This is a genomic window from Mycoplasma sp. 2575 (assembly GCF_053851635.1).
In genome coordinates this window covers 73,832-86,806 of the sequence record NZ_JBSQBB010000001.1, presented here as the reverse complement: position 1 = coordinate 86,806, position 12,975 = coordinate 73,832, and the positions used below count along the sequence as shown (strand labels likewise).

The 12,975-nt window shown below is 28.6% G+C and carries 11 protein-coding genes; 2 read left to right on the top strand and 9 right to left on the bottom strand.

Annotation, left to right across the window (positions count from 1 at the left end; translation table 4 throughout):
* Positions 1-210 precede the first annotated feature (210 nt).
* The 6 genes from rnc to ACWXVU_RS00260 all read right to left on the bottom strand — a co-directional run bounded on the left by rnc (position 211) and on the right by ACWXVU_RS00260 (position 5,752).
* Positions 211-921, bottom strand: a complete 711-nt coding sequence (gene rnc, locus ACWXVU_RS00285) for a ribonuclease III (RefSeq protein WP_456011876.1) — start codon at positions 919-921, stop codon at positions 211-213.
* The gene (plsX, locus tag ACWXVU_RS00280; RefSeq protein WP_456011874.1) at positions 911-1,930 is read right to left on the bottom strand and encodes a phosphate acyltransferase PlsX; all 1,020 of its coding nucleotides are present in this window, start codon (positions 1,928-1,930) and stop codon (positions 911-913) included. The genes rnc and plsX overlap by 11 nt, the downstream gene beginning before the upstream one ends.
* A 10-nt stretch (positions 1,931-1,940) precedes the next feature.
* On the bottom strand, positions 1,941-3,587 hold the full coding sequence (locus tag ACWXVU_RS00275) for a DAK2 domain-containing protein (RefSeq protein WP_456011872.1): 1,647 nt from the start codon (positions 3,585-3,587) through the stop codon (positions 1,941-1,943).
* Complete coding sequence (locus ACWXVU_RS00270) at positions 3,574-3,879, bottom strand: hypothetical protein (protein WP_438340502.1); 306 nt, start codon at positions 3,877-3,879, stop codon at positions 3,574-3,576. Before ACWXVU_RS00270 ends, ACWXVU_RS00275 begins: the two co-directional genes overlap by 14 nt.
* Positions 3,880-3,893: 14 nt before the next feature.
* Positions 3,894-5,150 (bottom strand): serine hydroxymethyltransferase, encoded by a 1,257-nt coding sequence (glyA, locus tag ACWXVU_RS00265; RefSeq protein ID WP_456011871.1) that lies wholly within the window; start codon positions 5,148-5,150, stop codon positions 3,894-3,896.
* An 80-nt stretch (positions 5,151-5,230) separates the two neighbouring features.
* Positions 5,231-5,752, bottom strand: coding sequence for a hypothetical protein (locus ACWXVU_RS00260; protein ID WP_456011869.1), 522 nt, complete (start codon positions 5,750-5,752; stop codon positions 5,231-5,233).
* A 382-nt stretch (positions 5,753-6,134) separates the two neighbouring features.
* On the opposite strand from ACWXVU_RS00260, the gene ACWXVU_RS00255 reads away from it, so the two are divergent.
* Positions 6,135-9,062 carry an AAA family ATPase gene (locus ACWXVU_RS00255; protein ID WP_456011868.1) on the top strand — a complete coding sequence of 976 codons (2,928 nt, stop codon included), beginning with the start codon at positions 6,135-6,137 and terminating at the stop codon, positions 9,060-9,062.
* 185 nt (positions 9,063-9,247) lie between these two features.
* On the opposite strand, the gene ACWXVU_RS00250 is transcribed toward ACWXVU_RS00255, so the two are convergent.
* Together ACWXVU_RS00250 and ACWXVU_RS00245 are read right to left on the bottom strand one after the other, a co-directional pair.
* A complete protein-coding gene (locus tag ACWXVU_RS00250; protein ID WP_456011866.1) occupies positions 9,248-10,219 on the bottom strand; it encodes a hypothetical protein in 972 nt (323 codons plus the stop codon).
* 446 nt (positions 10,220-10,665) lie between these two features.
* Complete coding sequence (locus ACWXVU_RS00245) at positions 10,666-10,854, bottom strand: hypothetical protein (RefSeq protein ID WP_456011865.1); 189 nt, start codon at positions 10,852-10,854, stop codon at positions 10,666-10,668.
* Positions 10,855-11,274: 420 nt separating this feature from the next.
* On the opposite strand from ACWXVU_RS00245, the gene ACWXVU_RS00240 reads away from it, so the two are divergent.
* Positions 11,275-11,571 carry a hypothetical protein gene (locus tag ACWXVU_RS00240; RefSeq protein WP_438340497.1) on the top strand — a complete coding sequence of 99 codons (297 nt, stop codon included), beginning with the start codon at positions 11,275-11,277 and terminating at the stop codon, positions 11,569-11,571.
* Positions 11,572-11,604: 33 nt separating this feature from the next.
* Here the strand turns inward: ACWXVU_RS00240 and rlmD are convergent, their stop codons facing one another.
* Complete coding sequence (gene rlmD, locus ACWXVU_RS00235; RefSeq protein ID WP_455965936.1) at positions 11,605-12,972, bottom strand: 23S rRNA (uracil(1939)-C(5))-methyltransferase RlmD; 1,368 nt, start codon at positions 12,970-12,972, stop codon at positions 11,605-11,607.
* Between the last annotated feature and the right edge of the window lie 3 nt (positions 12,973-12,975).

Sequence of the window (12,975 nt, the reverse complement as noted above, 5' to 3'; positions counted from 1 at the left end):
AGATTAAAAATAATGCAAATCGCAGTTCATGAGAAACGTACGATCTCATAAAAAATGCGCTTATGAAAGAAAAAATTCTTTTATTTTAACTTAATAAACTCCATAAAAATGGAATTTTATTTTTTTATACTTAAAGTGGAAAACACGGGAATAACCTTAATTATAATTAAAAAACGTCTTGTATGTATTCAACATAAAAGACGTTTTTATTTATTTTCTTCTTAATTTTTTCAACGCATTAATTGCAGCATTGGTTTCGGCTTCTTTTTTAGATTTACCATAACCCTCGCCATATCTTTGAGATTCATGCAATACAATAGAACCGAATTCATTGTTAGGAAGCATTTCAGTAACATACTCAATTCTAGAATGACTAAATTGTTGTAATAATTCTTGCAACTCGCTTTTAGGATGCACATGGGTTTTGTTACATTGCGAATTAAATGATTCCCATAATGTTAGGTCAGTAATTTTCTTGACCCCCTCAATACCATAAACCAAATATATAGCACCTATAAATGCTTCATAAAGATTAGATTTTGTTTTGATATTAGTTCCATTGGAAAATGCAGAATTACCATATCTTAATCATTTAAATAATGAGTACTTTTCAACAATTTTGGCAAGGTTATTTTTATCTACTATACTACTTCTTAATTTACTTGCTAAACCTGCCTCATATTGCGGAAATTTATTGGCAATTCAACTTGTTACAACAAATTGTAATACACCATCTCCAATGAATTCAAGATATTCATTATGAGGTCTTGTCTTATGTTCATTCGTAAAAGATTTATGTGTAAATGCGGTTATTAAAATAAACAAATGTTCATCACTTAATTCTTTTGTTTTTACTCCTAATTGTTTTAAAAAGGGCAAGACATTATCTAGGATTTTTAAATCACTACCATTAAATTTCATTATTTTCAATATCCCCCAATTGCTTTGAAAGGTTCTTTATAAAATCTTCCTTTTCTAGCAAAAGCTTAATTTGGTTTAATGCGTTTTCAAATGCTAATTCATCAGAACCACCGTGAGCTTTAACAACAATTTTTTCTAAACCAATTATATATGCACCGCCAATATTTCGGTAGTCAAATTTTTCTTTAAATTTTTTCAAATCATTTTTTAAAAAAAGACCCGCTATCTTTGTTTTTATATTTTTATAAATTATTTTCTTGAGAAGTTTCCCAAAATTAATAAATGAAGATTCAAGAGTTTTTAGAAATATATTTCCTTGTTGTCCTTCAGCTAAAATAATATCAACCTTTCCGGCAATAGCATCGTTAGGCTCAATAAATCCATAAAAATTAATTTTCTTATTTTCCTTTAATAGCGTGTAAGCGTTTTTGATATTTTGGCTGCCCTTATATTCCTCAGCGCCAACATTTAACAATCCAATACTTGGGTTAAATTTTTTAAAAATTAATTCAAAATATTTACTAGCTACAATAGCTCAGTTGTTAATATATTGAGCTGGTGTATCAATATTTGCGCCGGCATCTAATAACAGGGAAAAATGGTCAGACATTGTAGGCAATATGGGCATAAAAGCAGGTCTAAAAACGTTTGGTAATCTTTTTGTTTTTAGGGTTGCTAATGAAATAAAAGACCCGCTATCACCGCTGCTCAAGATTGCATCAAAATCATTCTCATTTAAATAATTAAAAGCATCCAACATTGATGATGGATTTTTTAAAACGTCTCTTATCGAAGAATTGATGGTTGCTAAATTGGGCGAATCAATAATTATAAAATCTTCTTTTTTTATTAAATAAGTATTGTTTTTAATTTCTTTTTCAATAAGTTTTTTATCGCCAACTAAGGCAATTTGATAATCCTTATTTTTACTCATAAAGGCCAATGCGCCTTGGATTGCTTCTTTATAACCATTATCATTATTCATTACATCGAAAACTATTTTTTTCATTTCAATTCTCCTATTCCGCTGAAATTAAATAAGGATAAATACTTTGACCACCATTGTGTATTTCGATATCTACATCAAAATTTATTTCAATATAATTTTGTAATTCATCTATATCTGACTCAGTAACATCTTGGCCATAAAAAATGTTAACTAATTGCGTTTCGGGAGTAATTAATTCATGAAGTAATTTTATTGCTGCACCATTAAATGTTGGATCTGTATCTTTCAATCTCCCTTCTTTTATAGCCATAAAATCACCGGCTTTAACCTTAATACCGTTGAGTTTAGTGGTTTTAATTGAAGGAGAAACCTCGCCATAATGAATATTTAAAAGAGCATCATTCATTAGTTGTTGATTATCAGAAACACTATTTTCCTCACTATAGTTAAATAAAATACTTAGCGTTTGGGCCTGTGATTTTGTTGGAATTACTATAATTTCTTTATCTTGCACGATAGTTGAGGCTTGTTGGGCTGAGAGGATAATATTTTTATTATTTGGAAGAATAAAAATAGTTTCAGCTCTTACGGCGTTAATAGCGGATACAATGTCATTTATTGATGGGTTATTAGTTTGCCCACCTTCAACAATATACGAGACACCATTTTCTTTCAAAAGATCAATAATGCCAGTTCCAGAATTGCACGAGATTACAGCGGTCTTTTTTATTGGACCGCAATCATGTTGATTATCGTCACAACATTGATCATTACTATTATTATCATTTTTATTTCTTTTACTATCATTAGCTTGTAAGGTCATATTTTCAATCTTAATTTTTATAAATTGTCCCAAGCTGTTGGCAATATTTAAAACATCACCAGGTCTTGTGACATGAATATGAACCTTTAAAAATGAGTCATCCTGCACAAGAACCATTGAACTACCATGTTTCTCTAATTTCGAAATTAATAAATCCTTTTTGAATTTTTTCTTATTTTTTAATTCGACAATAAACTCGGTGCAATAACCAAACTCACCATCAAAAACTTCATTATCAGATATAAATTTATTTACCTCAGTTTGTTTTTCCAAAAGCGTAATAGGTTGACCTTGAAAGTATAAATGCATTCCCTCAAGAATAGCATACAAACCTTCACCGCCTGAATCAGTAACCTCAACTTCTTTTAAAACCGGTAATAGATCAGGTGTATGATCGCAACTTATTCTAGCAAGTTCCACGGCAACACGTGAAACGTCAGTAATATCACTATCAATAAGATTTTTTTCTTTTAACCCTTCTGATGTTTGTCTGATAACAGTTAATATTGTCCCCTCAACAGGTTTTAAAACAGCTTTGTAAGCGTATTTATAAGCTTCCTCAAACCCTTTTACCAAATCATAAGAATTTATCTCTTTTTTATCCTTGAAAGCAACTGCGAAACCTTTAAAAATTTGGCTTAAAATTACCCCAGAGTTACCTCTGGCGGAAAATAATAATGATTGACCTATTTGACTGGAAATATCAGAAATATTGCTAAATTCATCTGCCTTAATATTTTCAACTGCAATAATTGTTGATGTCATATTCGACCCTGTATCACCATCAGGAACAGGGAAAACATTCAATGCATTAATAAGATTTTGTTTGTTGCTTAAATTATAAGCACCAGACAAAATAGCGCCCAGCCATTGTTTTCCGTTAATTTTTTTCATTACTTATTCCTTTTATAAAAACACAAAGTTTTGATAATTTTATATTTTCGCTTTTTAGTTTGTAGGTTAAGATTTGGTATATTTCTTCCACTAGGTTTTTTGCATTTAAGTTTATCAAAATTATTAATCCAATAGTTACAGAAATTCCGTTTTTTTGTTTCGGCATCTTTTCCACAACTATTCCCGTATTAGCAAAATTAACCATATTTGTTTCATCCAAAGCCTTAAAATCAACTACGCCAGCAATTGAACCAATTCAGTTCTTAATATCTGTTTCTAATTTTTCTAACATTGAAACCTCTAACATTAATTTTTGATGTAACTTCTTTTTATTGGAAACATATTAGTTAGTTTAGCTACTTCTTTTTTAATAACTGTTTTTAAATTCTCGTTATTCGGATCTCTTAACAACTTATCCATTAGGTTAGCTAAAATGATAAATTCATCTTCGCCAAAACCACGAGAAGTCATGGCGGCCGATCCTAATCTAATGCCGCTAGATACTAATGGTGTTTCTGTATCGTTCGGTATTGAATTCTTATTAACGGTGATATTGCATTCTTGTAATACTCTTGATGCTTCTTTGCCAGTTAAACCATATGTACTTTTAACATCAATCATAAAAAGATGATTTGCTGTTAAACCAGAAATAACTTTCGCTCCTTTATTCATAAAAGTTTGACAAAAAACTTTTGAATTAATCAATAACTGTTTTTGATAATCAATAAATTCAGGTTGAAGCGCTTCATAAAAAGAAACAGCCTTACCGGCAATTTGATGAAACAAGGCTCCCCCTTGGCAACCAGGAAAAACTGCCTTATCGATCTTTTTAGCCAATTCTTCATCATTTGTTAGAATAATTGCACCTCTTGTCCCTCTTAGTGTTTTATGAGTTGTTGTCATAATCACATCGGCATAACCTACTGGTGATGGATGCAATTTTGCTATCACTAACCCCGAGATATGCGATATGTCTGCAAATAAATATGCACCTACTTCATCTGCAATATCTCGAAATCTATCAAATTCTACAATTTGCGAATAGGCTGAGTATCCGCATATAATCATCTTAGGTTTAACCTTTTTAGCTATTTTTAAGACTTCATTAAAGTCTATTACTCCGTTTTCGTCAACTGAATAAGTATATGATTCATAAAAAATTCCGCTAAAAGAGATTTTGTAACCATGAGTCAAATGACCTCCTGAATCAAGAGAAAGACCTAATACTCTATCGCCCGGTTTTAACAAGGCCATGTAAACAGCGGCGTTAGCAACTGATCCTGAATATGGTTGAACATTTGCAAATTTAGTACCAAAGAGTTTTTTTGCCCTTTCCTGTGCTAATGTTTCAATTTGGTCAATAAATTCGCAACCTCCATAGTATCTTTTATTAGGGTATCCTTCACCATATTTATTTGTCAAACACGATCCAACAGCATTTAGTACTTGCTCAGAAACGTAATTTTCTGAGGCAATTAATTCAATATGGTCAGTTTGTCTCTTTGACTCATTATTGATTATTTCTGCAACTTCTTTATCAATTAGCGAAATTTTTTTATACATATAATCTCCTTGGAAAGTAAATATTTTATTTTGGCTTAATTTAAAACTAATTTAGATATAAAATAAAAAACTAAACTTATTTAGTCTAGTAATGTTCTTTTTGCTCTTTCTTCTTGTTCAAACTGTAATTTTTGTTTTTCTTTTTTCTTTTTTTCAATATGTTTAAACACAAGCAATATTGGTAACGATAAAAATGCAAGACCAACAGCTGGCATGACTCTGTAAGGCCACTCTTCAACGCCTGATGAAACTAAGAACGAAGCCATAGCAATTGCGAATGGAACTAAAAAAACGAATGAACTACTGCTATAAACCTTAAATTTAAAAACTATTAAAGAAACAACTGCAGTTTGAATAATAACAATACCAATAGCAATAGGCAAGAGCATAGACCATCTTTCCATTTTTTTTGTTATTTCAAATGCCCATCCATCTCGGCCGAGCAAAATAAATAAAATAAATGAAGGAATTGCTATTAAGAATAAACCAGTTAAAGCTATCTTTCAAGAGCTAGATAATGCTTTTCTTTGCTTTTGAACCTCAAGTGTTCTATAGTTATTAATGTTAATTTTTTTATTTTTTCATTTTTTATTATTGGACATATTGGTACCTCAATACTAATAAAGCTTTATTTTTATTAATTTTATCAAAATTAAAAAAATATTTAACTATAAGGCTTTTTACAATAAACTTACACTTCTTTTAAAAACTAATTTTATATGTTTTAAGGATTAATTTTTATTCTTATTTTTACTCTTAAAACTTTAATAAAAATTACTAACAAACTTGTATTGTAAAATGAATAATCGTGCTTAAAATAAAATGAAAACAATTTATTAATTCATTATAAATTTATTATCAAAAATGGCTTTTATAACAACAACATTGAAAAAAATATTTTTTGCTAAGCCTTTTTAAAAATAGTTATTATAATAATTTATATTATTATTTTTAAGTCTTCATTGAAAAACGGAAAGGAAAATAATGAAATTAATTCAAGTTGAATCACATGGTTTTAAATCCTTTGCTGATAAGGTCACATTAAAATTCGACGGCGGTGTTGTTGCAATTATTGGACCAAATGGCTCAGGTAAATCAAACATTAATGATGCTATCAGATGAGTTTTAGGTGAAACTAGTTCAAAAGTTTTACGTGGTGACAATATGGAGGACGTAATTTTTGCGGGTTCAAAAACGGAAAAGGAAATGAATCGCGCAGAAGTCATACTTACTTTTGATAATCGTGATCGTGCCGCTAATATTCCCCATGATTTTTTTACAATTTCTCGTGTCTTAAATAGAGGAAAGGGCGCTAATGAGTACTATATAAATGGCGAAGTAGCAAGACAAAAGGACATTAAAGAAATTGCTATGCAAAGTGGCATTTCAAAATCATCATTAGCAATTATAGGACAAGGAACTATTTCTGATATCGCTGAGGCAACACCTGAAAGAAGAAGAGAAATTTTTGAGGAAGCATCTGGAACATCGATGTATCGCTCAAAAAAACAAGAAGCATTGCGCAAATTAGAAAGAACGCAAGAAGCCTTAGATCAAATAGCAATTGTTGTACAGGAATTAGAAAAACAAATAAAACCATTACAAAAACAGGCTGAGAAAGCAAAGAAATATAAAATAATGAGCGAACAACTTAAAGAAGTTGAAGTCTCATTGTTAGTTCACGATTTTATGGCTCATTCAGAAAAGTTAGATGAACTAAACGCTAATTCAATGATTTATAGTCAAAAAAAAGAGGATCTTGAAATAAAAATCAAACTTTACAATGATATAACAAAGCAAAAAAACGATCTTATGATCGAACTCGATGCTGCGATTATTAATCTAACTTCTCGCATTGATGAAATAAGTAGAGAAATTAATGATTTAGAAATAAGATCTGCTAGGGAATCAAAACAACGTGAAATGCTTATTAGTGGAAGTATTGAAGCAAACGTAGAGCAAAAAAGAGAAGCCCTAAAAGACGAATTAAGTAGCCTAAATACAAAAATTTCACTTTCTAAAAATTTTATTAAACAACAAAAAGAAAAAATCAACACCATTAATCAATCTATCTTAAATATTTCAGCTCAAAAAAATGACCTTAAAAGAGAACTGGATAACGACAAAGAAAAGCTACAAAAAATAAATTCAAAATTAGATTATATTCATGAAGTAAAGCAAAGCAAAAGCAATTTACAAAAAGGGACAAAAAATATTGTTGAAAACTCACATTTATTTAAAGGATATAAGGCTCTAGTTTCAGAAATTATAAGCGTTGATGCTAAATTTGGCCTTGCTATTGAAACAATTCTAGCAGGAGCCTTACAACATATAGTTGTTGATAATTCTGAAACAGCTGTTAAGGCTATTGAATTCCTAAAAGAAAATAATGGTGGTAGAGCAACTTTCATTCCATTAGCGTCCATAAATCCTAAATACGTTTCAGAACACCATATTGTTGTAGCCCAAACTCAAAAAGGATTTTTAGGTATTGCATCAGAGTTGGTTTATACTGAACGTGAGTTTGATATTTTAAGAAAATTTTTATTAGGCAATATCTTGATTGCGGATAATATTGAAAATGCTAATAGATTATCACAGCTACTTGAAAAACGCTATATGGTTGTCACTCTCGAAGGAGACATAATTAGAGTTGGCGGTGTTTTAAGTGGGGGGCAAAAAAGCGACAACATATCAGCATTTGGTCTTGATGAGCAAATAAAAAAGATTGAATCACTGAAACCAGAACTGTTAAAAATAATTTCTGAACGACAAACAAAATTAAATGATCTAGAACAAGAAATTCAAAAATTACTTAGTTTATTCTCAAACTTAAGCCTTAATCTATCAAAACAAGAGCTTATACAAAACGATGATTTGGCAAAATTTGATGAATTAAGAATTCAATATGAAAATATATCAAAAGAAAAAATAGAAGAGCTAGAGACTGTTAACATTGCATATGAAATTCAAAAACTAGTACTTGAAAGAAGCCATCTTTTAACAAACAAAACTTCTCAAAATGAATTATTACAAGTTGCTAAAAAAGAGTTTGCAGAAGCAAACGCAAAACAAAGCGCGGCTAATAATGATTTAAATAAACTCATTAGTGAAAATGCTATCCAAATAGCAGAAAAAGCAAAATCAGAAGCAGCTATTAATTATGCAAAACAAAGACTTTCAGAACAATATAATATGCTTTTTGAGACAGCAAAAGAGTTTTATATAGCAGATTTAGATTTCGAAATAGCAAGAAAAATTGTTTCTGATTTAAAAAATGATATAAAAGATCTTGGCCATGTAAGTTTGGACTCAATCGAACAACTCAAAGAAACAGAGGATAGATACGATGAAGTCAAAAAGCAGGAAAGAGATATTGTTGAAGCAAAAACAACAATTGAAGAAGTTATTAGTGAAATGGATAAGATAATAATCGAAAGAATAACTAACACCGTTGATCTTGCAAATAAGGAAATAAAGTTTGTTTTCTCAAAAATGTTCGGTGGTGGAATGGCAGAAATTAGATACACAGATCCAGAGAATCTTCTAGATAGTGGAATTGATGTTGTGGCACAGCCGCCTGGCAAATCTATCAAAAATTTAAAACTTTTTTCTGGCGGTGAGAAAGCACTTATTGCAATTTCTTTATTGTTCTCGCTATTAAAAGCAAAGCCATTGCCATTATGTATATTAGATGAAGTAGAAGCTGCACTTGATGAAGCAAATGTAATCCGTTTTGCAGAATTCTTACAAAATCTTAAAGAAAAAACACAATTTATCGTTATCACTCATCGCCAAGGCACAATGGAAAGGGTTGATAAGCTTTATGGTGCAACAATGCAAAAAAGAGGTGTTACAACTTTCTTTAGCGTAAACTTAGCTGAAGCATCAAGATTAATTGAAAAGAATTAAATTAAAGCAATTAAAAAATGATGCAATATAGGTTTGTTATGTACAAAAATAGCAAGATAAAAAAGTAGACATTCCTCCTATGAGGGTGTCTACTTTTTCCTATGTTTTCTAATTAAATCTTAAACTTTTTGTGGTTTTTTAACTAAAACAAGTTTATATTGATTTTTCGGTACCGTAGATAATTTTTATTTATTTTTATTTTGCGTTTTAGGTGTTTTTAGAAATTCAAGATGACCAACACCTGTTCGATGAAGAAATGTATATTTTATTAAAAATTCATCTGTTTCTTTATTGTCAAACGTTATTTTGGTTAAAAGAAAAATTCCTGGTTTAGTTTGGTTTTTGTATTTATGAACTCAAGCCTTAAATTCCAAAATATAATTTTTATTTCTATCTCATCTTGTATTTTTTTCTTTTGGGTCAAAAATATTTGTAAAATGTTTATCTTTATATTGAGCATAAAAGGCAGCTTCTGTTTGTTTTTTTGTTTCAGGTTTTTTTAGCATTTCAATAACTTGATCTTCAGTGTACATGGTTGTTTCTAATTTTGTTTTATCTATTTTTATTAGATTAGCACCATTTTTTAGCTCATCAATAAATGTTCACAATTGTGTTAATGCAATATTGTAATCGTGCATTTTATGAATATCTAAATTTGTTGACAAGGTATAGTAAGCATCATTTTGGTTTTGTAACCAAGTTTTATATGTGATTTTTTCTCCTAATTTTTTAATAGCGTTTTTACGATATTGAATTAATTTGTCAAAATCTCCGTGAGTGATTTTTCTTTCATCTATTTGTTGTTTGGTTATAAATTTATTTTGTTGAAAAAGTGGAAATTTTTCTCCGAATTCTTTAAGATCTGCAAAACTAAATAGCAAAATGTTTAACGTTCTAAAATAGTTATTAACATCTTTTTTGTCTTGTAATAATTGTCTTATCGTTCTTTTTGATGGATCAATTTGTTTATAATAGTTATTTATGCTATTTTTAATGTCATTAGCAGCGACACCGTTAGACGTAAATAAAGACTCATCATAAATATTATTTATCTTTTGTCATTCTTTATTTATATATTCTTCAAAAGTATCTAAAATTTGTTTTTGCTTTTGTTTTTCAAATGAAGATATTAAAACCTTACTATATTTTTCACTCAAATATGTTTTACTGTTATTTTTTAAAGCAAAAACTATCTCGTCTGCTAATGAGTTTAAATGTTTTTGTTTGTTTTCATCTACCTTAATCTTATTGACATTAATATCTTTATTAAAGATGTATTCCTGTCCTTCTAATGAAAAAGAAAATCTAATTCCTTCTTCCTCTTTTGAGGGGTCGTATTTTTGATATAGATATTGATTATAATAATTATTAACTATCTTTTGGATCTGTTCATTTGAAGGCTCATTATAATCAAAAATAATATCTGGAGCAATGTTTTTGAAAGCATTCTCGTCTAACTTTATAGATGGTTTATGAGGTTTTTTATCATCTGTTGAAGGATTTGTTTGTTTTTGTGAATTTTGTTTTCCTATTTGTCTATTAAAATCTTCTTCTGTAATCGATTTATCGATAGAAGGCTTATTTAATTCTTCTTTATCAAAACCTAACAGTTCAATTGATGAAGGTGTTTTTGGGGTGTCTTTTTTGGTTTTTGAGAATCTTGCGGATTAACTGGATTTGATGGGTTATTTGGTTTATTTGGTTCTTTTTTTGTAGCGCAAGATATTGTCATAATAGGAACTAATAATGCAGATGAAGTTCCTAAAAGAAAAAGTTTAGATTTTTTTGTCATCTTATTACTCCTTAATATAAAAAATATTTATTGTAATATTATATATGTGTGTGTTGCATTTTTATGCAATTTTGATACGTAAGACATAACAAATAAAAACAATTCACTTTTTAAAAAGATTTTAAAGTCAATAATCAATTATTAAAAATATATTCTTATCTATATTTTTGCAACAAAAACCAATATTTATTGAAGCTATTTCTATGATTTACTTTGCGTTAATATTTTTTTTAAAAATTAATAAAAATAAAAAAAGACTTGAATTTCAATAAAACTTTCAAGTCTTTTGTTTCATCAGGTTTTTTAATTTTCTTATTAATTTTTAAATTTAATAAAAAGTAACTACTTTTTTAAGGGTATATTTTTTAAGGGTAATGGTGGTATAATTAAATATATATTTTTTACATTATAGAGGTATATATGTACGGTCTTGTTTTTTATCTAAAAAAAGAATTATTAATTAGAGAATATGGAGTCGGCGAGGAAAATTATAAACAAGCATATGAAGAAATAAGGGATATTTTAAGACACTATGGTTTTCACTGATTGTCAAACAGCTTTTATTTCTCGCGTTCAATAAATAATTTATTACAAATTACAAAAGCCTTACAACATATAAAAACTATTCCTTGATTTAAAAAATCACTAGTTTCGCTTCATGTTTTTAAAATGGAAGACTTATCAAACTTTACTGAATATATAATTGATGAAAAGTAAGTTTTTGACTTACTTTTTTAAATTTAAATTTTATTAAGATTTCTTTTCTAGTAAAACTAGAGTTTCAATATGTTGAGTTTGTGGAAACATATCGTAAGGCTGTACTTCTATTAATTCATATCCGAAACTTGTTATATTCTGTAGATCACGAACTAATGTTTTAGGCTCACAACTTAAATATATTATTTTCTTAATATCAGAATCCTTAATTGATTTAATAGTTTCTGAATCTAAACCTTCTCGAGGCGGATCAAAAATCACTAGATCAATTTTTTCTTTATTTAAAATAAGCCACTTATTTGCATCATCATTTATTACTTCGATATTAGAAATTTTATTTTCTTTAATATTTTCAATAGCCATTAATGATGATTTTTTGTTTATCTCAACCGAATAAACCTTACGACATTTATGCGCAATAAAGCAAGCGATTGTACCAACTCCACCAAAAGCATCCAAAACGTTCAATTCATTACTAGGTATTCAATCACTTATCTTTTTATATATATTATTCATAACTGTTTCGTTTATTTGATAAAAAGTATCATTAACAACATTAAACACTAATTTTCCAAGTTCATATTTTATACCATTATGATTTAGCAAATTAATCCACTTATTAGAAGTTGTATTAAAGAAAGTTACTTTATAGCTTAGATTGTCCTTTAATAAGGCTTCAAATAATTTTATATTTTCAGGACTTAAATCTTCCTTAATATGAAGAATTATTTCAATACAACAAAATGAGCTTTTTGGCGATCTTAAAGTAATTTTAAATGGTTTAACCTGAAATATAAGATTTTTAAAATCTTTTTCAAAATCTGTTTTTGGACTAATTAGCACTTTTTTATAAAATTCCCTAATTGCAACAACCGCAAGTTCCATTTCTGTTTGCTCAACTAGATCATGGCTATATTTTTTAAAAAAACCTATTTTTGGACCTTTTTCATCATATTTTATTTGCAACGAAATTTTATTGCGGTAAAACCATTGGCAATTTGATTCAAGTATAGGTAAAACTTTTGTGTAATTTAAATTTCTTTCAAATAAATTCTTAATAATATATTGCTTAAATTTTAACTGGTTTTCATAATTAATCCCAGCTAGTGGAGTAGAACCTGTTTCATACAATAAAACTCTTGAAGGTTCCATTTTTTCTCTCAATAATGAACAAGTTCTATATTTTTTTACTTTTGCAAAACAACATTTTTTAGAGCAATATGTTATTTCGATATCGACTTCTTCATCAGGCAGTAAATTATAAACAAATATAGGAACTTTAAAATCTCTTATTATCCCTAAACCTTCATATGAAAGACCTAAATAAAAGGGTTTTGATTCATTTTTAACCCATTTCAATATTTGGCCTTCTTTTAGTTCGACTTTTCTACTATAACCCATTTT